Source organism: Hymenobacter fastidiosus (genome assembly GCF_039539565.1).
Taxonomy (GTDB): Bacteria; Bacteroidota; Bacteroidia; order Cytophagales; family Hymenobacteraceae; genus Hymenobacter; species Hymenobacter fastidiosus.
This window is the reverse complement of sequence record NZ_BAABDJ010000040.1, coordinates 34,328-55,574: the sequence shown is the minus strand read 5'-3', so window position 1 is coordinate 55,574 and position 21,247 is coordinate 34,328. Positions and strand designations below refer to the sequence as shown.

Sequence of the window (21,247 nt, the reverse complement as noted above, 5' to 3'; positions counted from 1 at the left end):
GGCCCCGTGCGGCAAGTCGGGAGACTTGCCGCACGTCCGCTGCCGGAAGTCGTGCCGGACGGGGTGCGGCTTCCGACTTCCGCTGGTCGTCTGCTACCTTTGCCCTATGTCTGACGCGCCTACCGTTTTGTACCTCGTGCCCACGCCCATCGGCAACCTGGAAGATATCACCTTGCGGGCCATCCGGATACTGGGCGAAGTGGACGTGGTGCTGGCCGAGGACACCCGCACCAGCGGCCGGCTGATGCAGCACCTAGGCTTGAAAAAGCCCCTGCTCAGCTACCATCTTCACAACGAGCACCAGACCGTGCAGCGCATCCTGGATCGGCTGGAGAAAGGGGAAAAGATGGCCCTGGTGTCGGATGCCGGCACCCCGGGTATTTCGGACCCCGGCTTTCTGCTGGTGCGCGAATGCCTGGCCAAGGGGCTGAAGGTGGAGTGCCTGCCCGGCGCTACGGCCTTCGTGCCGGCGTTGCTCAAGTCGGGCTTCGGGGCCGAGCGGTTCACGTTCGAAGGATTTCTGCCGGTGAAAAAAGGCCGCCAGACCCGCCTGCGGGAGCTGACCGCCGAAACCCGCACCATGATTTTCTACGAGTCGCCGCACCGCATCGTCAAAACGCTGGAGCAGCTGGCCGAGGTGCTGGGGCCGGAGCGGCTGGCGTCCGTAAGCCGGGAGCTGACCAAGCTGTTTGAGGAAACCGTGAACGGCACGCTGCCGGAGCTGGCCGCCAACTTCGCGGGACGTACCAGCATCAAAGGAGAAATCGTCCTTGTCGTACAGGGGCATAAAGAAGAGCGTCGTGCTGACTAAACCTGCCGCTGACCTATCCCCCGTCCTCCCCGCCGCGGCTTTCACCTGGACGCGCCCGGCGTCCTGGCCGCCCGCGCTGCTGGCGCTGCTGAGTGCCGGGCTGCTGTGGCTGGGCTGGCCGGTGCATCCGGCTCCGCTGGCGCTGCTGCTGCTGGTGGGCTGGGTGCCGTACTTATACCTGGAAGACATGCTGGTACGGCGCGGGGCCAGCGGCTGGAAAGTGTTTCGCTACTCCTACCTCACGCTGGTACTCTGGAACGCCTTCACCACCTGGTGGGTGAGCTACAGTACCCTGGCCGGCGGTATCACGGCCGTGGTGCTCAACGCCCTGCTGATGTGCCTGCCCACCATGGCGTTCTACCACACCAAGCGGCTGGCGGGGCCGCGCCTGGGCTACGTGTCCTTGCCCATCTACTGGATTGCCTTCGAGCAGCTCCACCTGCACTGGGACTTCACCTGGCCCTGGCTGACGCTCGGCAACGGCTTCGCCACCGCCAACCAGTGGGTGCAGTGGTACGAATACACCGGCTTCCTGGGCGGCTCGGTCTGGATCTGGGTGACGAACCTGCTGGTATTCAGGTTAATTAGTAATTATCAAGTAGTAATTAATAATTCGGCGGATGCAAAAACGCCGCGTCCCCAATTCTTAATTACTAATTATCAATTACTAATTGCCACGCTAGTGGCCATCCTGCTGCCCATCGGCTTGTCTACCCTGATTGGTAGCCGTTACCGGGAGCAGGGTACCCCGGCGGAGGTGCTGGTTATTCAGCCCAACTTCGACCCGTTCACGGAAAAGTTCGAGGGCGGCGACAAGTTCATTCCTTACGAGGAGCAGCTGCGGCGCATGTTCCAGCTCACTGAGCAAAATCTGACCCCGCAAACCCGGCTGGTACTGTGGCCCGAAACGTCGCTGGAGGAAAACAACTGGGAAGCCACCTTCAACTCCAGCCCCAAGGCCGTCCAGATTCAGGGTTTCCTGGCCCGCCACCCCGGGCTGGAGCTCGTGACGGGCGCCACTACCCTGACCACCTACCCCAGCAAAGAAACCGCCAGCCAATCGGCCCGCTTCCGCGACGACATCGGCTACTACGACTTCTTTAACACGGCCGTACACTTCCCCGGCCCGGCCACGCCGGCCACGTTTTATCATAAGTCGCGGCTGGTGCCGGGGGTGGAAGGCGTGCCGCACTGGCTGTCGGCTTTCGTGATTGATCTGGGCGGCGCGGCCGGCGGCCTCGGCAGTCAGGCCGAGCGCACCGTGTTTCGCACCACCACCGACTCCGCCCTGCGCGTGGCCCCCGTTATCTGCTACGAGTCGGTGTACGGCGACTTCGTGGCCGACTACGTGACGGGTGGGGCCACGCTTATCGGCATCATCACCAACGACGGCTGGTGGAGCGACTCGCCCGGGCACCAGCAGCACCTGCAGTACGCCACGCTGCGGGCCATTGAAACCCGCCGCGACGTGGCCCGCTCGGCCAACACCGGGATTTCGGCCTACATCAACCAGAAGGGCGAAATCACCCAACAAACCGGGTGGTGGGTACCCGCCGCCGCCCGCGGCACGGTGCATCTGAATACGGGCATTACCTTCTACGTCCGCTACGGCGAGCTGATTGGCCGCGGGGCGCAGGGGCTGGCCGTGCTGCTGCTGGCCTTCGTGCTGGTGCGCGGGCTGAACCGGCGGTTTGCTTCTTAATACCCAAATAAATCGTCTGTCATCCTGAACGCAGCGCAGCGGGGTGAAGGACCTTCCTCTTCGCCCGTACAACCCCCTTTCAATATGCAAAGCCTTTCATCGAGCCCCGGGGAAAGCCGGTAGAGCAGTGAAAGAAGATCTTCAGGGCTGAAAGAGGGAGGCCCTTCACTCCGCTGCGCTGCGTTCAGGATGACAGGAATAAACAGTTAAGCCCATGACCGACTTCACTCCCCTCAGCTTTCAGGTTGCCGACGTGGCCCGCCGGGCCGGGCAGTTCATCCGTCAGGAAGCCGCCACCTTCGACCGGGGCCGCATCGAGCACAAGGGCCTGCACGACATGGTCTCGTACGTGGACCAGGAGTCGGAGCGGATAGTGGTGGCCGGGCTGCGCGAGCTGCTGCCCCAGGCCGGCTTCATCACCGAAGAGGGGACCACCGGCGGCGACAGTCAGGCTACCAGTGCCGGCACCGCGCTGACCTGGATTATCGACCCCCTCGACGGCACCACCAACTTCGTCCATGGCCTGCCCTGCTATTCGGTGAGCGTGGCGCTGCTGGAAGGCACGGAGCTGGTGATTGGCGTGGTGTATGAGGTGAACCTGGACGAGTGCTTCCGGGCCGTGCGCGGCGGCGGGGCCTTCTGCAACGAGCAGCCCATTCGCGTGTCGGCTACACCGGCGTTAACTCAGTCGCTGATAGCCACGGGTTTTCCCTACAGCAACTTCCACCGCGTTGATGCCTACCTGGCTATTCTGAAGGAGTTCATGCGCGGTACCAACGGCGTGCGGCGCGTAGGCTCAGCCGCCGTGGACCTGGCCTGGGTGGCCGCCGGTCGTTTCGATGGCTACTTCGAGTTCAACATCAACTCCTACGACGTGGCGGCCGGTATCCTGCTGGTGCGCGAAGCCGGGGGCCACGTCACCCAGTTTCTGCACGACGGCGACCCGGTGTTCGGGCGCGAGGTAGTCGCTTCCAACGGCCCCCTGCACGGGGAAATGCAGGGCCTCATCCGGGAGTTCTGGACGTAGCGCGAAGCGATACTTCGCGGGTCGCCGGTGCCGGGGCAACGATTATCGGGCAACCGTAACGCGAAGTGAAACTTCGCGTTACGGTTGCGGACCAGCAAACTTTTCCTGGCCGACGTTAGTTTTCCCTGCGTTATGATCTTCCAATACCTCATCATCGGCCTGCTGTTCCTGGCGGCCACGTTCTACGTGGGCCGGATCTTCTGGCGGGCATTCTTCGTCAAAACGGCCAGCGGCTGCGCTAAAGGCTGCGGCAGTGCCTGCGGTGCTATCGACGTAGATCGGCTGCAACGCACCATTGAAACGGCCGCGGCCCGCGCCGGCGCCCAGTAGCGCCCGGACCCCCGGCAAACTTCCGACAACCTGCCCCCGTACCGGCTGCGTATAGCCGGTCTGGGGGCTTTATTTTGGGCCCCCGCTGCTCCCAGCTCCCTACCCCAAACACTACTACAATGCAAGACAAAGAAGAAGAACGCTCGCTGATTAACGTCGAGAAAAAGTTGAGCAGTGACGGCTTTACGCAGGACTTCAACGTGTGCGACGGCCGCCTGCAAACCATGAGCACCGACTCGAAAAAGAGCTACGGCGCCGAGGATGTTACCATCGTGGACTTCTACCGCTTCGAAGGGGAAAGCGACCCGGATGACATGTCCATTCTCTACGCTATCGAGTGCGCCGACGGGGTGCGCGGCACTATCTCCAACTCGTTCGGCACCTACGCTGACGCCAACACCGACGATTTCCTGAAGAAAGTAGACGACCTGGGCAAGAACCTGAAGAAAGCCCACAAGTAGGCTGCGCCAATTCTTAATTACTAATTAGGAATTAGTAATTAAGAATTGACTGTTCTGATGTCCATCGACTGGATGCCGGGGCAGCCAATTCTTAATTACTAATTAGGAATTAGTAATTAAGAATTGGCTGTTCTGATGTCCATCGACTGGATGCCGGGGCAGCCAATTCTTAATTACTAATTATTCATTACTAATTAAATATCACCCCCACACCTTGGTGCCCTGGGTGCAGTTACGGCACATGTCGATCTGGTCGCGGCCTTTGAGCAGGGAGGCGCGGAAGCCGCGGTATTGGGGGCCGTGCCAGAGCTGGCGGAAGGTTTCGGTTTTCAGATCCCCCTGCCGGTACTCAGCATCCTTATCGAAGCAGCACGGTACCACGAGGCCATCCCAGGTGACGACGCAGCTGTGCCACATTTTCCAGCAGTGATTCAGCAGCTTGTTCTTAATGTTCCAGGTCCCGCCGTTGTTCTCGTAGCGCGAGTAGTAGTCGATGGTGGGAATGAGGGGGGAGCCGTTCTGGTAGTCGTAGATCTGGGCCGTCTTGAACCAGACGTCGTCCACGCCCATTTCCTTCGCTAAGGTTTTGGCCTCCTCGATCTGGTGCTCGTTGGGGCGCACGACCAGAAACTGAAACACGATACGGGGGGTGCTGGACTTCAGCTCCTTGCGCCACTTCACCACGTTGCGGGTGCCCTCCAGCACCTTATCCAGCTTGCCCCCCACGCGGTACTGCTGGTACACTTCCTGGGTGGTGCCGTCGAGGGAAATGATCAGCCGGTCGAGACCCGACTCCACGGTGCGGCGGGCGTTGTGGTCGTTGAGGTAGTGGGCATTAGTGCTGGTGGCGGTGTAGATACCCTTATCGGCGGCGTACTGCACCAGGTCCAGGAAATTCGGGTGCAGGTAGGGCTCGCCCTGAAAGTAGAAGATCAGGTACCACAGCCGCTGGTGCAGCTCATCGATGGTGCGCTTGAATAGTGCGTCGGGCAGCATGCCGGTGGGGCGCGTGAAGGAGCGCAGGCCGCTGGGGCACTCCGGGCACCGCAGGTTGCAGCTGGTGGTGGGCTCGAAGCTCAGCGCCAGCGGCAGGCCCCAGTGCCGGGCCTGGCCGGTTACCTTACTCAGGGCGTAGCTGCCCACTACCTGCGCCGCATTCAGGGCGCGAAGCGGAGTAAGCTTGGAAACGAAATTCAGACCGTCGGTCAGGAGGGAAGCCATGGGGAGCAAAGGTCGGCAATAGGCGGCGAAGTGCGGTTCGTAACCCGGCGGCGCGCCAAAGAGTTTAGTCCCCGTCACTAGGCTTTAACAGCCAGTGGCTTACAAATAAAAGTGCCGCCCAGAGGATCTGGCCGGCACTTCTTTATACGGATTTAGACGGATCGAGCCGGGCTACTTCCGCTCGTTCGCAGCGGGCATGGTGCTGCTGTAGGTGCTGGCCTTGCCAAACGACTGCTTGATTTCGTCGACGGCGGCGCGGCTGCTCAGGCGCTTGGGCTTGGTGTTCAGGAAAGTGCCGTCTTCAGCCAGCAAAAAATACGCCGGCACGTCCTGCAGAGCGTAGGCTTTGGCCATGGCCGAGCGCATGCCGCCGGCGGCCCGCACGTGGATGCCGGGGAGCTTTTTGCCGATAACCAGCTGCTTCCAGGCCGGCTCGTTTTCATCGAGGGCCACGTTGAGGAACACAATGTTCTTGCCGTCGAATTTCTTGATCAGATCCGCGGCGTAGGGCAGGTCACGCAGGGCCAGGCCGCTGGTGGTGCGCCAGAAGTTGATATAGATCAGCTTGCCGGCGAAGCTTTGCAGCGAAACCGAGTCGCCGGTTGCGGTGAGGAAGTGAAAGTTGGGGGCCGGGGCCCCAATGGCGAAGGCTTTATGCGTTTCAAAATCCTGCGTCAGCACCGGGTAGTACTCATTCCTGGGGTCGGCCGCGCGGAAATCCTGCAGCATTGCCGCCGACTGCTTCACGTGGCCGAAGCGGAACGACTCCTGCAACACCCGCCCCATGACGATGGGTCGGGTAGGGCCGGTAAGCTGGCTTTTAGCCAGGTCGTAGCAGGCCTGATAAAAGCTGGGGTCGGTGCGCGGGCGGCCACTGGTCGTGACCATGTAATGCACGTAATTGAGCAGGAACTCCTGGTGCAGCTCGCTGTTCAGGGCGGCCGGGTTGTTGATCAGCGTTTTCTCGTTGAGGAAATCGTAGTAGGTGGGCGTCATTTTCAGCCGGCCCTCGGTGGCTACCACCTGCTCGCGCAGATCCTGGTAAGTCAGGCGGTCGTTGGCGTAGCTGTAATCGATTTCGGCCGTGGCGTAGTCGCGAAACGCCCGGGAATACGACTCACCGTCGACGGTGCTTTCGTAGAACTTGCGCTGCTCTTTGCGCCGGTAATCGAGGAAGGTCAGAAAACCGGGTTCGTAGAACATGATGTTTTCGGGCAGCACCTGAAACCCATCAATCTGGTTGAACCGCTCGTCTACGTCGGCCAGGTAGGTATTGGGCTCCGCGCCTTTTCCTTTGTAGCGAATGGTGGCGGCCAGGTCATTGCCCTTGAATTTGATTTCCAGGGCCATGCCGGGCTCCAGAAACAGGTCGGCTACGTCGTCGTCATACACCAGGTCGGCGCGGGTGGGGCCGTTCACCTTCACGGCCAGCCGGAATTCACCCCGGTCGCTTACGGCGGCGTAGATGATGTGCTCTTTAGGATCGAGTAGATTTTCCCGGATGGAGACAGCCACCGAATCGGCCGTCTTGCCACTGACCTTGCCCGTCAGGGTCACGGTACCCTGCGCGCGGCTGGCCAGGGGAGCGGTGGCCAGCAGCACGGCCACCACCAGGCCCGGAATACGAATAGAATATGCCATCAGAAGAAAAGTCAGTCGGTACGGATACAAACGGGCTGCCTTATCCGCTTTGCCAGTTCCAACGAGGATGGCAAGTTATTCGCGGGAAAAGCCAAATTGGTTACCGAAGATACGGCATTCGCCTGTAGGTTGACCAATCCGGATTTTGTCTTTTTTCGTAACCGCTACCCTTAATGTGAGTTAGCGCTGTTTTAGAGGCACTTATCGGCAAGAAAAAAGCCTCCGGCCATCGGGCTAACCGACGGTGGAGACAGGTTCCTAAGCTGCCCCATAATCATCTATAAATTCTATCCGAACAACCCGCTCAGCACCTCGTCCAGCCGTCCGACCGGCTGGGCCCGGATGCCATAGCGGGCCAGGTCCAGGCCCCGGGCATTGAACTGGGAGATGTACATTTCCTTGAAGCCCAGCTTCTCGGCCTCGCTCAGCCGCTGGTCGAGCCGGCTCACGGCCCGGATTTCCCCGCTCAGCCCCACTTCCGCCGCCAGACACACGTCGCCGGGAATCGGCAGGTCATTGAGCGACGATACCACGGCGGCGCATACGGCCACATCCAGCGCGGGGTCGTCGAGGCGCAGGCCGCCAGCAATGTTGAGGAACACGTCGTGCTGGCCCAGGCGCAGGCCGCTGCGCTTTTCGAGCACGGCCAGCAGCATGTTCAGGCGCTTGGCATCGAAGCCGGTGGCGCTGCGCTGGGGCGTGCCGTAGGTGGCGGGGGTCACGAGGGCCTGCACTTCCACCAGCAGGGGCCGGTTGCCTTCCAGCGTGGCCCCGATGGCCATGCCGCTCAGGCTTTCGGTGCGCTGGCTGAGCAGGATTTCGGAGGGGTTGCTCACCTGCCGCAGGCCCGTGCCCTGCATTTCGTAGATGCCCAGCTCGGAGGTGCTGCCAAAACGGTTTTTGGTGGTGCGCAGAATGCGGTAGGAGAGGTGCCGGTCGCCCTCAAATTGCAGCACCGTGTCGACCATATGCTCCAGAATCTTGGGGCCGGCGATGGAGCCGTCCTTGGTGATGTGGCCGATGAGCAGCACCGGCACGCCGGTTTCCTTGGCGTACTTGAGCAGCTCGGCGGTACACTCGCGCACCTGGCTCACCGACCCCGCCCCCGACTCGACCAGCCCCGAGTGCAGGGTCTGGATGGAGTCGACGATGACCACGTTGGGCTGGAGCTGGTCGATCTGCCTGAAGATGTTCTGGGTGTTGGTTTCGGTCAGGATGTAGCACTGCGGGTGCTGGGGCCCGAGCCGCTCAGCCCGCATCTTGATCTGCTGCTCACTTTCCTCGCCCGAAATGTAAAGCACCTTCATCTGCTTGAGGCTCATGGCAATCTGCAGCATGAGCGTGCTTTTGCCGATGCCCGGCTCGCCGCCGATAAGCACCAGAGAGCCCGGCACGAGGCCGCCGCCCAGCACCCGGTTCAGCTCGCCGTCGTTGGTGTCGAACCGGGACTCTTCCTCGAAATGGATTTCGCCGATGACGCGCGGCTTACTCACGGCTTTGGTGCCGGGGCCGGTGGTGGGCGGTTTCCAGGAGCCGGCGGCCTGGGTGTCGTCCTTCTGAATAACTTCCTCCACGTAGGTGTTCCACTCGCCGCAGCTGGGGCAGCGGCCAATCCACTTGGCCGACTGGGCGCCGCAGTTCTGGCAGAGATATAAGGTCTTGAGCTTGGCCATGAATGGTAGAAAGGAGAAACTAAAGAATGCCGGGCCGGGCTAAAAAGTTTGGCAAGAAACGGGTTTTTGCGGGGCTCCCCACCCCGCTTGCCTTTTCGAAGCGGGCTATTGGGTACCGGCGGGTGATCGTAGGCCGGTAAACCGGCGCCGGCCCCGGGGCGCTTGCTTTATATCCCGGTCTCCAACCCCCGTCCGCCATGCCCGCTGCTCTACCCCCGCCGGGTGTTCGTCGTCATCCGCACTGAGTCGTTGGCGGCGTCGATGTCGGCCTACCTGATCGAGCAGATTGCCCGGACGGCCACCATCGGAATTCTGCCGTTCGCGCAGGTAGTTGAAGTGCGGGGCAGGACCATTTGGAGGAAGTGGTGCTCAATAACCGTGGCCAGACCGAAGCCCGGCCCGCCCGCGCCCTGTTTGTGTTCATCGGGGCCCGGCCCAGCCCCGGGTGGATCTGCAACACGTGCTCTGCGACGGCAAAGGCGTCCTGCTCACCGGCTGCTACCTGAGGGCCGACCCGCGCTGTGCCACCAGCCGGAAGCATACCCGGGAACCGCTGCTGCTCGAAACCTGCGTGCCCGGTATCTCCGCCGCCGGCACCATGGCCCGGGGCGCCTCGGCGGTAGGCGAGGGCAGCATGGCCATCAAGTTCGTGCATCAGTACCTGGACGAATAGTGGTGAAGGGACGGTCGCCCGTACTCAGGCGGCCGCCGCGCTGATTCGGTGGTGGAAACTCAGAAATAAATCAGCATTACTTTCGCCTCAAAAACCTGCTTTACGGGCTTGTGAAGCAGGTTTTGACTGGAAACACAACAGCAGCCAGCGACTTCTGCCAAAAACACCCGGGCCCGCTAAGCGGTATAAAGCGCCGAACCCGTCCGCGTAGGAGGGATTGTCAGCTGCTTTTAGTGCCGAGAGAATGGTGAACCGTTTACGCTTCCGCCCCCGAAACTTCCTGCTTGCCGCCGTTACGGTCCTCTCCCTGGGGGGCTGCGAGATGCTGGAATTCAGCCCCAATGATTACCGCTCCCCCAAGGCGCAAACCGACCTGACGGCGAAAAATCTGGCGCGCCTGCGCCAGCAGCCCCTGCCCGCCGGCGACACCCTGCGGTTTGTCTTTACCGGCGACTCCCAGCGGTTCTACGACGAAGCCGACGACCTCGTCGCCAGTGTGAACCAGCTTGCGGGTATCTCCCTGTTTGTGGTGGCCGGCGACATTTCGGACTTCGGCTTTGGCCGGGAGATGCGCTGGGTAGATGACAAGCTGCGCACGCTCAAGATGCCTTACGTGACCGTTATCGGCAACCACGACGCCATCGGCAATGGCCGCGAGGCCTATCAGCACATCTTCGGCGCCCTGAACTACTCCTTCGTGTACGGCGACACGAAGTTTATTATGACTGACACCAACGGCCGCGAAGCCAATTTCGACGGCTCTACGCCCAATATGCCGTGGGTGCGGCAGCAGCTCGCCGACCTGAGCGGGGCCCGCCGCCAGATCATCATTTCGCACGTGCCCCCCCAGGATGCAGATTTCGACCCGGCTCTGCGCGACAGCTACGCCGGAGCCCTGCGCGAAGCTCCAAAACTGGCCTTCGAGATGAATGGCCACCGCCACAGCTTCAGCATCGGCCAGCCTTTCAACGACGGCGTCACTTACATCAATTCCTACGCCTTTTCGGAGCGGGCCTACGTGGTGATGACCGTCTGGGGTGATAAGGAGTTCCGCCTCAAACAAGTGAAATTCTAATGCTACGGTCTTTACCCCTTCTTTGCGCTGCCGTCGTCACGCTGCTGTCGGCTCCTGCCGCGCAGGCCTCTGATCCGGAGGTGGCCCCGGCGCCCAAGGCTAAAGCCGCCCACCCCTGGTATCGGCCGCGCCATCTGATGGTGCAAACCGGCGGCGGCCTCGGCATGGTTGCCGTTGGCGCGGGCTACAGCTATGCCAACAATAAGGTAGAAACCGACATCCTGCTGGGCTACGTGCCCAAGCGCTTTGCCGGCTCCACGCTGTCGCTGGCCTCGGTCAAGCTGCTGTATTCGCCCTTCACCCTCCGCATCACCGACCAGTGGCAGGTTAAGCCGCTGACGGTAGGAGCCTATCTGAGCTATACCCACGGGACCCTCAACGATGAGGAGCGCGGGCAGTACACGAAGGACTACTACTGGTTTTCGACCGATACGCGCTACGGTCCGCTGGCGGGCAGCCGCCTGTCGTACCTGCGGCCGGGGCGCAATGGCTCCGCCCCCAAGGCCGTATCGCTCTACTACGAGCTGGGTTCCAACGATCTGTACCTGATCAGCTACGCCCAGAACAGAAAAGGCCTCAGCTTTGGGCAGGTGCTGACGCTGGCCATCGGTGTAAAAGCCGATTTTTAGCCGATTGGCCTCATTCCCGGCCCGCAAATGCTTTATCCGCATTATCGCGAGGAGAGGGGAGGCAGACGATTTGCAGCGCAACGTCGGCTCTCGCCCAAGCTGCTACCGACGAGAGAACTTTGTTGAATTCGGAAGAACCCAAAAGCCACCAGCTGCCTGTCTTTCCCCAAATCTTTTTCCAGCTTCCTCCAGGGCCTAAAAGGGTGTTTGCTAGCGATTAGCGCTGCCTAACAAGAAATAAACCGGGAATGAAATCATACAAAAAGCCCTTCCAGCCACTTGGCCGGAAGGGCTTTTGAGTTTTGGGTAAGAACAAGAAACTGAGGCGGGGCTTTTTTTACTTCCTAGAAACCTTATTATTACATAATTTGTAATAAAATTACAGATTATGTAATAGCCTTAAGTACCCAACAAGAATTAGTTTGACCTATTTGGAACGTCATGCTGAGCTTGTCGAAGCATCTCTAACTAGTCGTTAAACGATTGGTTTAGTGTGCGGTAGAGATGCTTCGACAAGCTCAGCATGACGTTCTTTTTAATGCAAAACGATTTTCGCCACCTACTTATCTGCCTTTGAGCTATGGTAACCCTGTCCAAAACAGCAATCAATTAATTTGCCCTGAAGCACGCCGCCTCCACTGAGCCATTGAATACTTGGTATCACATCGTCAAGCTGGCCGACTGGAAAGACTTCAATGCACTGCGAGAGGATATGCCCGATGCGGACTATATCGGCAATGACCGGTTTGTGTTCAACGTCAAAAGCTTTCGAGTGCTGGCTATGGTGTTTTTTGATGTGCGAACCATCTTTATTCGCAGAATCATGACCCATCCCGAATACGATAAACTCCGCCCCCGGCTCCCCACCCTATAGGCCACTCACTGGCCTGCTTGCTTTGCTTCCCGAAATCTTCCCAACACGTAACAAAGGAAAAATGAACATCGCCTCCACCTCCGACTACAATGTTGCCCTTGCCGAGTTTGAGCAACTTGCTCTTGCCGGCCAAAAGGAAAACATGCTGCGTCTGATTGAACTGCGCAATGCAATTGACGGGTACGAAAATGCCCAGGGCCACGAACCTGCTTTTCCAACTTCGTACGCTGGCCGCTTGGAACTTGAAATGTTCAAGCATCGCCTAAAGCAAAAACAACTGGCTGTAATTCTGGGTATCCCTGAATCACGCTTAAGCGAAATCTTGTGCGGTAAACGGACTCCTAGCTTGGAACTGGTTAAAAAGATGCACACTGAGCTGCATATCCCAGCAAACGAGCTTTTGAGCTTGCAATAGCAGCAGGACGCTCCATCTCAAAAGCCCCAGCCCTTACCGGCCTGTCCTTCCCCAAATCTTTTTCCAGCTTCCTCCAGGGCCTAAAAGGGTGTTTGCTAGCAATTAGCGCTGCCTAACAAGAAATAAACCGGGGATGAAATCATACAAAAAGCCCTGCCAGCTACCTGGCCGGAAGGGCTTTTGAGTTTTGGGTAAGGACAAGAGCGGCAAAGCAGGGGCTTTTGCCCGTTTGTGCCATCAGGCTCCCCTCTCCCCGGGAGAGGGGTTGGGGATAAGGCCCGGTAGGCCCACCCGGTAGGCCTCCCGTAACTCGCTGAGCAAAAGCAGAATATCGTGGCGCTGGCGCAGCAGGCCTTCCATGGCAGGCTGCTCGGTGCGCAGCAGCTTCAGCGCCCGCAGCCGGCGCAGGCGGGCGGCCAGGTTGTTCCAGTAGCTCAGGGCGTAGAAGCCCGCCGGCGCCAGACTCAGCGCATATAGTGCCGTCCAGCCCCAGCTTTGGGTGAAATGGTGGACCAGCCCGATCTGCACGGCATACCAGAAGCCGAAGGTCAGCATGCCGGTCACCATCATAATGGGGGCCACGAACTCCAGGTCTTTGGTGGCGCGCCGGGCAATGAGGGAGGGCAGAATGTAGGGAATATAGTTGTTGACCAAGCCATACAGATACAGCGGAAAGCCCAGCCCCAGGTTGATTCCCGATACCGTGGCCCGCGTCCAGCGGTGGCCCGGGCCCTGGCCCGATTCCAGGTCTTTGTCGGTCAGGCGCAGGCGGTCGAGGTCGAGCAGATAGTTGTTGAGCTTGCCGCGCAGCTCAGTAAGGCGGACGGGGGCGTGCTGCTCAAAGTAGAGCACCGCTTCGAGCAGGGTCCGGCTCAGCTGAAAGTTGTCGTAGAGCGTTTCCTCGTCGTCGGGAATGAGGTGCTCACCGAAGGTGCGCTCCACCTGCAGCACCAGCTCGTCCTCGGCCGCGTCGCGGGTGATGACGAGGCGCTGCTCGAGCCGCCGCCGGATTTCCTCGGTCAGAGCGTCGGTGGCAGCTTCGGGGTCGGCGCGGTAGGCGGCGGCGTAGTCGGCTACCACAATGGGCTGGCCCACGTTCACGAACACGTCGGAGCGGAAGCGGCTGGGGTCGAAATAGTTGATGCCGATGGGCAGAATGCGCAGGCCCAGCTGAAAGTCGTGGCGGGCTTCGGCGCCCAGGGTAATGCGGGCCGCCCCGGTTTTGAGGGGACGCAGCCGCCGCTCGCTCACGCTGGTGCCCTCGGGGAAAATCTGGATGCTGCCGCCCTGGTCGAAATAGTCGTAGCACTGCCCGAAGGCGGCCTCATTGCGCCGGGCCAGCTCCTCGGGCGTCACGGTGGCGTCGCTTTCGGCATCCTGGCGGCGGTAGATCGGGATGCAGTTGCCGGAGGTGAAGATGGCCCGCGAAACCGGGTTCTTGAAAAAGGTGCTCTTCGCCAGAAAGGCAATGGGCGCGCGCCGGTTGGCCGCCACTACCAGCGGGTCCATCAGCGTGTTGGGGTGGTTCGATACCAGCAGCAGCGGCCCGGGCAGATCCAGCCGCTCGCGGTGGCGGATTTCGAGGCGGCGGAAGAACACGCGCAGCGCCACCTGCACCACGGGCTTCATAACGGTAAAGAAGAGCATGCGGCTAAGTACGGCCAAACCTTACAAACGGGCAACCGGGAGCACATTCGTTCTATCCTCCTGTGTGTCGGTCATCCTTTGTGTCGGTCTTCCTGAGCGGCGCGCAGCAAAGCGAAGGACCTTCCTCTTCAGTTAAGCAGAGACGCTATTTCAATGCCCACAGCCCTTTACCCCTGCAACGGTAAAGGGCTGTGGGCATTGAAATGAGGTTGCCGGGGTGAAAGAGGAAGGTCCTTCGCTTTGCTGCGCGCCGCTCAGGATGACAGCTACACAGCACGACCGGCGTTATAAAAAGGCCTACTGCTCCATCACGCTGTTCTGGCGGTTGATGGACTCCAGGTGGACGGCGGCCAGGTACTGCTCCACGAACCCGTGGGTGAGGCCCACCGAGGAACCCTGGCGCTGGGCGCGCTCCAGCACCTCGTTCCAGCGGCTGGTTTGCAGAATGGTAATGTCGTTTTCCTTTTTGTACTGCCCGATTTTCTCGGCCACGCCCATGCGGCGGCCCAGCAGCTGGATAATTTCGGCGTCAATCTGGTTGATCTGCTCCCGCAGGCCCGACAGGGCCGTGAGAAACTCGCGCTGGTTGGTGGTTTCGTGCCGCCACACCAGACCCTCAATCAGGTCGCGCAGCACTTCCGGGGTGATTTGCTGCTTGGCGTCGCTCCAGGCGGCGTCGGGGTCCTGGTGGCTTTCAATCATGTTGCCCTCGAAGCCCAGGTTCAGGGCCTGCTGGGCCACGGTGAACAGCGTGTCGCGGCGGCCGCAGATGTGGCTGGGGTCGCAGAGCATCGGCATATCGGGGTGGCGCCGCTTCATTTCGATGGGCAGGTGCCACATGGGCGCGTTGCGGAAGTCGGTGTTGCCGTAGGAGCTGAAGCCCCGGTGAATGAGCCCCACCTGCTCCAGGCCGGCCTTTTGCAGCCGCTCCACGGCGCCTACCCACAGCTCCAGCTCGGGGTGAATGGGGTTCTTGACCAGCACCGGCACCTGCACACCGCGCAGTACGTTGGCAATTTCCTGCACCGAGAACGGGTTGCCGGTGGTGCGGGCACCCACCCACAGAATATCGACGCCAAAGGCCAGGCAGTCTTCCACGTGCTTGGCCGTAGCTACTTCCACGGCAATGGGCAGGCCGGTCAGCTCGCTGGCTTTCTTGAGCCAGGGCAGGCCCTTGGTGCCCACGCCCTCGAAGCCGCCGGGCTTGGTGCGGGGTTTCCAGATGCCGGCGCGCAGGGCCTGCACCTTGCCGGTAGCGGCCAGGCGCTGGCAGGTATCGAGGACCTGCTCCTCGGTTTCGGCCGAGCAGGGCCCGGCAATCAGGTAGGGTTTGTCGTCGGGCTGGCGGTTGAAAAGGGCGGATTGCATGAGTATTGGGGGTTTGAGTTTTGCGGGTTGGTTGGAAAAATTCGTCCGTCATGCTTGATCTAGCGTCCGCGAAGTCGAAGCATCTCGCGTGGTGTCGTTAGATTAGCAATCAGACATCAGCACGCGAGATTCCTCGACTTCGCTCGGAATGACGGCCTGATTATTTCGTTGTGGTCACTTCAGGATTTTACCGATCAGGTTAGCCTGCTCAATCTGCTGGTACACGGCGGCGAAGTCTTCGGCATGAATGAGCTGGCGCAGGTGCTGGAGCTGCTTGATGTGTTCGTCGAGCACGTCGAGGACGTTTACGCGGTTCTGGCGGAAAATTGGTACCCACATATCCGGTGAGCTTTTGGCCAGGCGCACCGTGGAGGCAAAGCCGCCGCTGGCCAGCGCGAAAATCTGCTGCTCCTCCTTTTCCTTTTTCAGCACCGTGAGGGCCAGGGCAAAGGAGGTGATGTGGGAAATGTGCGATACGTAGGCCGTGTGCAGGTCGTGGGCGGCGGCATCGAGGTATTCGAGGCGCATGTTGAGCAGCCGGAACAGCGCTTCCACCTGGGTCACGGCGTCGGCGTCGCTCTGGTCGGCGTCGCAGATGACCAGGGTTTTATCGTCGAATAGCTCCGCCACCGCCGCTTCCGGGCCCGAAAACTCGGTTCCCGCCATCGGGTGGACGGCTACGAACCGGCCGCGCTGCGGGTGGTCGGCCACCCGGGCCAGCAGCATCGATTTGGTGGAGCCTACGTCGATGACCACTTGCCGGTCCACTACGTCGAGCACCTGGGGCAGCACGGTGAGCATGGCATCCATGGGTACGGCCACCACCACCAGGTCGGCGCGGCGCACGGCGGCGGCCAGGTCGGCGCTGGCTTCATCCACGAGGTGCAGGGCCAGGGCTTTCTGCCGGTTTTCCGCGCTGAGGTCTACGCCGATGCAGTGCGTGGCGAGGCCTTTTTCTTTCAGGCTGATGGCGAGGGAGCCGCCAATCAGGCCGAGGCCGATTATCGTGACAACCATAGGTGAAGTGGTGAAGTGATGAAGTTGTGAATTTGGAGAAGGGGTAGGTGGCAGGGGAGGGCAATGGCCCACAACTTCACAACTTCACAATCTGACTCTTAATCCTCGCCAGCGCGGCCTCCAGCACCTCCGTCGTCTGGCACAGACTCACCCGGATGAAGCCGTTGCCGTTGGAGCCGAAGATGCCGCCGGGCGTCAGGAATACCTTGGCCTGATGCAGCAGCTCGTCGCTCAGGGCGTAGCCATCGGCGTAGCCGGCTGGAATGGCGGCCCAGACGAACAGCCCGACCTGCTGGCGGGCAAAGGTACAGCCGATGGTTTCCAGCAGCTCAAACACCAGCTCCCGCCGGGCCCGGTAGTGCGCGTTCAGCTCGGCGTACCACGTGTCGTCCAGCGCCAGCGCGGCCACGGCGGCCCGCTGCACCGGCAGGAACATGCCCGAGTCGAGGTTGCTCTTGAAGCGCAGCACCTCCTGCAACAGGTCGGCGCGGCCCGCCAGCATACCCACGCGCCAGCCCGCCATGTTGTGCGACTTGCTCAGCGAGTTCAGCTCCAGCACAACTTCCCGGGCGCCCGGCACCGCCAGCAGGCTCTGCGGCGGGTCGTTGTTCAGAATGAAGCTGTACGGGTTGTCGTGGACCAGCAGGATGTCGTGGGCCGTGGCAAAGGCGACCAGCCGGGCGAAGAACGCCGGCTCGGCGGGCGTGCCGGTGGGCATGTGCGGGTAGTTCACCCACATCAGCTTCATCCGGCTCAGGTCCCGTTGGGCCAGGGCGTCGAGGTCGGGCAGCCAGTTGTTGGCTGCCGTCAGGTCGTAATCGACGGGCGTGGCGCCGCTGAGCTGGGCGGCGGCGCGGTAGGCCGGGTAGCCGGGGTTGGGAATCAGCACTTCGTCGCCGGCTTCCAGAAACGTCATGCTCACGTGCATGATGCCTTCCTTGGAGCCGAGCAGGGGCAGAATTTCGGCGTCAGCGTCCAGCGTCACGCCGTACTGCCGCTGGTACCAGGCCGTCATGGCCTGGCGCAGGGCCGGCACTCCTTTGTAGTTCTGGTAGGCGTGGGTATCGGGCAGCTGCGCCGCCGTGGTCAGGGCCGCTACCACGCTCGGGTGCGGCGGCAGGTCGGGGCTGCCGATGCCAAGGTTAATCACCCGGGCCCCGGCTTTATTGAGCTCGTCTATTTCGCGCAGCTTGCGGGAGAAGTAGTACTCACTGGTATGCTGCAGGCGGCTGGCTACGGAAATGCTCATCGGGTCTTAGGATCTGGTGCTTAGGATTTGGTGCCTGGTGCTTTTGTTGTTCGTATGGGGCATTGCTCATTAATAATTACTCATTGATAATTGTTAATTGCCCCTAATGCGTTTCGCCCTTACGGTAGCGGCCCAGCACCTGCACCATTTCCGTCAGGGGCTGCAGGGTGCGCAGCGCGGCGTCGAGCTGGGCGGGGTCGTCGAATTCGAGGTCGGCGTGGAAGTAGTAGTGCCAGGTGCCGCCGGGCTTGGGGCACGACTGCAGCTTGGAAAGGTTGATGCCCTGCTCGGCAATGCCCACCAGCACCCGGGCCAGGCTGCCCTGGGTGTGGACGGTGTGGAAGTAGAGCGACGCCTTGTTGGGCCGGGCTTCGGCGCGGGCGTTTTCGGGCCGGGCCAGCACCAGGAAGCGGGTGTAGTTCTGCTGTTCGGCGTGAATGTCGGCCGCCAGAATCTCAAGGCCGAACAGCTCGGCGGCCCGGGCCCCGGCCACGGCGGCAATGCCGACCCGGTTACCTTCCCGGATGCGCTGGGCACTCAGGGCCGTATCCTCCGTTTCGATCAGCCGCCAGTGCCGCTGCTGGTTCAGAAAATCGGCGCACTGGAGCAGGGCCATGGGGTGGGAGTGAACTTCTTCAATATCGGCCAGGCGCTGGCCGGGCAAAGCCAGCAGATGCTGCCGGATGTGCAGGTACACTTCGCCGGTGACGCGCAGATCAGCCTGGCGCAGCAGGGTGTAATTAGGCAGAATGCTGCCGGCAATGGAGTTTTCAATTGCCATTAGTCCGCTGCCCGCCGTGCCCTCGGCTACCTGGCGCACCACTTCCCCAAACGTGGCGCAGGGCGCGGTACGGGTGGCGGGGCCGAAGTAGTGGCGGGCCGCTATTTCGTGGAAGCTGCCGGCAAAACCCTGAATGGCGACGGAAGATGACATAACTGAAAATGGACAAGGGCATTAAAAAAGGGCCTCCGTTGTGTGGGGCCCTGGTAGTTTGCTGGGAGTCCTGAGGTGGTCAGGCAAAGCAATGGGGCCGCGGCTGCTGCTGATAGCAGAAGGAGTAATACCCGTAAAAAAAGCAGCGCGGAGCGGACATTTGGGCTTGGGGTAAAAGGGTAAAAAAAGAGCCTCCCGGGGTACGAGAGGCTCTTTCGAAGTATGCTTGGGATGCTACATACGGCCTCGGTTCTACGCGGTGGCGTAGAAAAAGTAGTAGTTGAAGTAATACTGGGCCGGGGAAGTGCGCATCGGAAGTTTAGGCGTTTAACGAGCCAAAGGTCAAAAAGGATTGCTGGATAACAAGCGTTAGTCCGGGAAAATAAATTTCGCCGGGCTGACGTGGGGGTGGTGCCACGACTTTTTCCGTCGTGGTACCACTATCGTTGAACGACTGGCTGTGCCGGGAAAGGACAGCCGAGTGTGGGTCGGATGGGTATTTATCGTTATTCGACTGGCGGGCACCAGCCCCGATAGTGGTACCACGACCAAAAAGTCGTGGCACCACCGCGCCATACGTTCTGCTTTGGCCCTACCGGACCAGGTTGGCCAGGTGGTGCGGAATGCTGCGCAACCGGCCCCACACGCCGCGGGGGGTGTAGATAGGCCAATTAACTATTATCAACCCGCTAAGCTCCTTGTAATCCTGCGCCAAACCAACCTGTACTGGCTGATTATCGGTAGGCTGTGGAATACTGGTAGTGATGTACCCAATGGAGCTGACCATAATGGCGCAGTGCCGCTCCGATTTTTCTACTGATAGGGTAAAGCTGCCATCGAAGCTGGTGGAAACGCCGTGCTGCGTTCCTTGCAGAAGCACGGTTACTCCGGGCAGTCCCTCCCCGGTTTTCCCATCTATTATCTTGCCGCTGATCTGGGTACGCGAAATATGGCCGCCTGCCATTGCCGACGAAACCTTACCCATTCTAACGGCGTCTGGCTGCGGCGCGGGCCTGGGCGCCACAAATTCCGGCTCGGGCGAGTGACGTCCAAAACCCGGGGGCTGAGTTGTGAGGGTCTGGGCGCGGGCCGGGGCCGGGGCAACCAGCTCGCGCAGACCCAGCAGGGCCACGGTAGCCGCTACCGCCGCCCGCCACCAGCCGGCCCGGCCGCTGGCTTCGGGGTGGCGGAGGGTACGGTTCAGCTGTCGGTCCCCAAAGCGGCCGCACACCCGGCCCGCCGAAGTGCTGAGAACCGCCAGAATCTCGGCGTCGGTTTTCCGGGAGAAGTCAATAACGACCGTCTGGCAGCTGGCGCAATGCCGGCCTGCGCCCTGGGGCGTCATGGCCGGCCACGATTCGGCGCAGGGCGTGGGAATTTGAAGGGAAGCAGTACGCATAGCACGGCAGGAGACAGAGGAGGGGAATAGCAGAATCAGAGCCAGAGATGCCTGATAGTCCGGTGGCCCGGGCCAGGGCGGGGAGGTGCGGAGCCAGTCGCCGCGGCTGCTGCAACAGCCCGCGCCGGGTGGTTTCTCTCGATCCGCAGCCTCCCCGCCGATGGACTAACCGGCTGACCCCGGGGGCGCCGGCTGGTGAGCCGCCGGGCGGTAGCGACCGGGGTAACGCTGAGGTAAATAGTTTCTTGCCTGATCCCAGGGAAGGAGGCGGAGTTGCACAAGCCTGATGCCCCCGGCAGCTGCATTCCACAAGACCGGTTGAAAATATTTTGTCCCCGGCCGGTTTCAGCGTTGGTAGGAACGGAGCTGACGTGGGACCTGAGCGCGCTATGGGCTTTGGAAACGGGCATTGCTGCTTTGATCCTGGGGCGTTGGCCCAGTCAAATGCGTACATTTCGACTCTGCCCCGTGCTCATGTTTTTCAACCGCCGCCCTCCGTCGCCCACCGAGCTTTCCGATGCGGAGCTGCTCACGCGCTACCGCCAGCTGGGCGCGGTGGCCGACCTGGGCGTGCTCTACGAGCGGCACATGCCCACGGTGTTTGCCATCTGCCGCAAGTACCTGCGCCCCGACGAAGACGCCCAGGATGCCGTGATGCAGCTGTTCGAAAAGTTGCTCGACACTCTGCGCCGCCACGAGGTCGACAACTTCCCGGCCTGGCTGCACGCCACCACCCGCAACCATTGCCTGATGATTCTGCGGGCCCGGCAGCGGGCCGGGCCGGAAAGTGGCCCGCTGATAGTGCATTTCCCCGCCGCCGCCGGTGTGGAATGGGTAGGCCCCGCGCATCTGACCGATGATGCCGCCGATCAGGAACTCACGGAAGCGCGTTTGCAGGCCCTGGAGCAGGCTATGGCCGACCTGCCCGCCGCCCAGCGTCGCTGCCTGGAGCTATTCTACCTCGAAAAAAAATGCTACCGGGATATTGCCCGGGAAACCGGTTTCGACCCCAGCCTCGTGAAAAGCCACCTGCAAAACGGCCGCCGCAACCTCAAACGCCACCTCGACTCAGCTCCCAACCCGAATGCCAGCCGCTAATCA

The 21,247-nt window shown here is 61.1% G+C and carries 20 protein-coding genes; 11 read left to right on the top strand and 9 right to left on the bottom strand.

Annotated elements, in window-relative coordinates:
- The first annotated feature begins 106 nt into the window (after nt 1-106).
- The 5 genes from rsmI (at nt 107) to ABD833_RS18290 (ending at nt 4,331) form a co-directional block, all read left to right on the top strand.
- A complete protein-coding gene (gene rsmI / locus ABD833_RS18310; RefSeq protein WP_345074975.1) occupies nt 107-811 on the top strand; it encodes a 16S rRNA (cytidine(1402)-2'-O)-methyltransferase in 705 nt (234 codons plus the stop codon).
- Complete coding sequence (lnt, locus tag ABD833_RS18305) at nt 801-2,513, top strand: apolipoprotein N-acyltransferase (protein WP_345074974.1); 1,713 nt, start codon at nt 801-803, stop codon at nt 2,511-2,513. Before rsmI ends, lnt begins: the two co-directional genes overlap by 11 nt.
- A 214-nt stretch (nt 2,514-2,727) precedes the next feature.
- Complete coding sequence (locus ABD833_RS18300) at nt 2,728-3,540, top strand: inositol monophosphatase family protein (RefSeq protein ID WP_345074973.1); 813 nt, start codon at nt 2,728-2,730, stop codon at nt 3,538-3,540.
- Nucleotides 3,541-3,672: 132 nt separating this feature from the next.
- Entirely contained in the window at nt 3,673-3,870 is a 198-nt protein-coding gene (locus ABD833_RS18295) for a FeoB-associated Cys-rich membrane protein (RefSeq protein WP_345074972.1), read from the top strand.
- 119 nt (nt 3,871-3,989) lie between these two features.
- Nucleotides 3,990-4,331, top strand: coding sequence for a hypothetical protein (locus ABD833_RS18290; protein ID WP_345074970.1), 342 nt, complete (start codon nt 3,990-3,992; stop codon nt 4,329-4,331).
- A gap of 201 nt (nt 4,332-4,532) precedes the next feature.
- Here the strand turns inward: ABD833_RS18290 and ABD833_RS18285 are convergent, their stop codons facing one another.
- From ABD833_RS18285 to radA, 3 genes are all read right to left on the bottom strand, one after another.
- Nucleotides 4,533-5,552, bottom strand: a complete 1,020-nt coding sequence (locus ABD833_RS18285; RefSeq protein ID WP_345074969.1) for an SPASM domain-containing protein — start codon at nt 5,550-5,552, stop codon at nt 4,533-4,535.
- Between the two features lie 171 nt (nt 5,553-5,723).
- Complete coding sequence (locus ABD833_RS18280; RefSeq protein WP_345074968.1) at nt 5,724-7,193, bottom strand: TlpA family protein disulfide reductase; 1,470 nt, start codon at nt 7,191-7,193, stop codon at nt 5,724-5,726.
- A gap of 287 nt (nt 7,194-7,480) precedes the next feature.
- On the bottom strand, nt 7,481-8,866 hold the full coding sequence (gene radA / locus ABD833_RS18275; protein ID WP_345074966.1) for a DNA repair protein RadA: 1,386 nt from the start codon (nt 8,864-8,866) through the stop codon (nt 7,481-7,483).
- Between the two features lie 445 nt (nt 8,867-9,311).
- Between radA and ABD833_RS18270 the strand changes: the two genes are divergently transcribed.
- From ABD833_RS18270 to ABD833_RS18250, 5 genes are all read left to right on the top strand, one after another.
- Nucleotides 9,312-9,539 carry a hypothetical protein gene (locus ABD833_RS18270; protein WP_345074965.1) on the top strand — a complete coding sequence of 76 codons (228 nt, stop codon included), beginning with the start codon at nt 9,312-9,314 and terminating at the stop codon, nt 9,537-9,539.
- Between the two features lie 244 nt (nt 9,540-9,783).
- The gene (locus ABD833_RS18265; RefSeq protein WP_345074964.1) at nt 9,784-10,614 is read left to right on the top strand and encodes a metallophosphoesterase family protein; all 831 of its coding nucleotides are present in this window, start codon (nt 9,784-9,786) and stop codon (nt 10,612-10,614) included.
- Nucleotides 10,614-11,243: a hypothetical protein gene (locus tag ABD833_RS18260; RefSeq protein WP_345074963.1), complete on the top strand. Its 630-nt coding sequence runs from the start codon at nt 10,614-10,616 to the stop codon at nt 11,241-11,243. The genes ABD833_RS18265 and ABD833_RS18260 overlap by 1 nt, the downstream gene beginning before the upstream one ends.
- A gap of 646 nt (nt 11,244-11,889) precedes the next feature.
- Complete coding sequence (locus tag ABD833_RS19415; protein ID WP_425553715.1) at nt 11,890-12,117, top strand: type II toxin-antitoxin system HigB family toxin; 228 nt, start codon at nt 11,890-11,892, stop codon at nt 12,115-12,117.
- A 22-nt stretch (nt 12,118-12,139) separates the two neighbouring features.
- On the top strand, nt 12,140-12,532 hold the full coding sequence (locus ABD833_RS18250; protein WP_345074960.1) for a helix-turn-helix domain-containing protein: 393 nt from the start codon (nt 12,140-12,142) through the stop codon (nt 12,530-12,532).
- Between the two features lie 237 nt (nt 12,533-12,769).
- On the opposite strand, the gene ABD833_RS18245 is transcribed toward ABD833_RS18250, so the two are convergent.
- From ABD833_RS18245 to ABD833_RS18220, 6 genes are all read right to left on the bottom strand, one after another.
- Nucleotides 12,770-14,179, bottom strand: a complete 1,410-nt coding sequence (locus ABD833_RS18245) for a lysophospholipid acyltransferase family protein (RefSeq protein ID WP_345074958.1) — start codon at nt 14,177-14,179, stop codon at nt 12,770-12,772.
- Nucleotides 14,180-14,476: 297 nt separating this feature from the next.
- Nucleotides 14,477-15,547: a chorismate mutase gene (locus ABD833_RS18240; RefSeq protein WP_345074956.1), complete on the bottom strand. Its 1,071-nt coding sequence runs from the start codon at nt 15,545-15,547 to the stop codon at nt 14,477-14,479.
- Between the two features lie 174 nt (nt 15,548-15,721).
- Nucleotides 15,722-16,564, bottom strand: coding sequence for a prephenate dehydrogenase (locus ABD833_RS18235; protein WP_345074955.1), 843 nt, complete (start codon nt 16,562-16,564; stop codon nt 15,722-15,724).
- Between the two features lie 76 nt (nt 16,565-16,640).
- A complete protein-coding gene (locus ABD833_RS18230) occupies nt 16,641-17,813 on the bottom strand; it encodes a pyridoxal phosphate-dependent aminotransferase (protein ID WP_345074954.1) in 1,173 nt (390 codons plus the stop codon).
- A 103-nt stretch (nt 17,814-17,916) separates the two neighbouring features.
- On the bottom strand, nt 17,917-18,747 hold the full coding sequence (locus ABD833_RS18225) for a prephenate dehydratase (protein ID WP_345074953.1): 831 nt from the start codon (nt 18,745-18,747) through the stop codon (nt 17,917-17,919).
- 592 nt (nt 18,748-19,339) lie between these two features.
- The gene (locus tag ABD833_RS18220) at nt 19,340-20,146 is read right to left on the bottom strand and encodes a carboxypeptidase-like regulatory domain-containing protein (RefSeq protein WP_345074951.1); all 807 of its coding nucleotides are present in this window, start codon (nt 20,144-20,146) and stop codon (nt 19,340-19,342) included.
- A 444-nt stretch (nt 20,147-20,590) separates the two neighbouring features.
- Between ABD833_RS18220 and ABD833_RS18215 the strand changes: the two genes are divergently transcribed.
- Complete coding sequence (locus ABD833_RS18215; protein ID WP_345074950.1) at nt 20,591-21,244, top strand: RNA polymerase sigma factor; 654 nt, start codon at nt 20,591-20,593, stop codon at nt 21,242-21,244.
- The last annotated feature ends 3 nt before the right edge of the window (nt 21,245-21,247 follow it).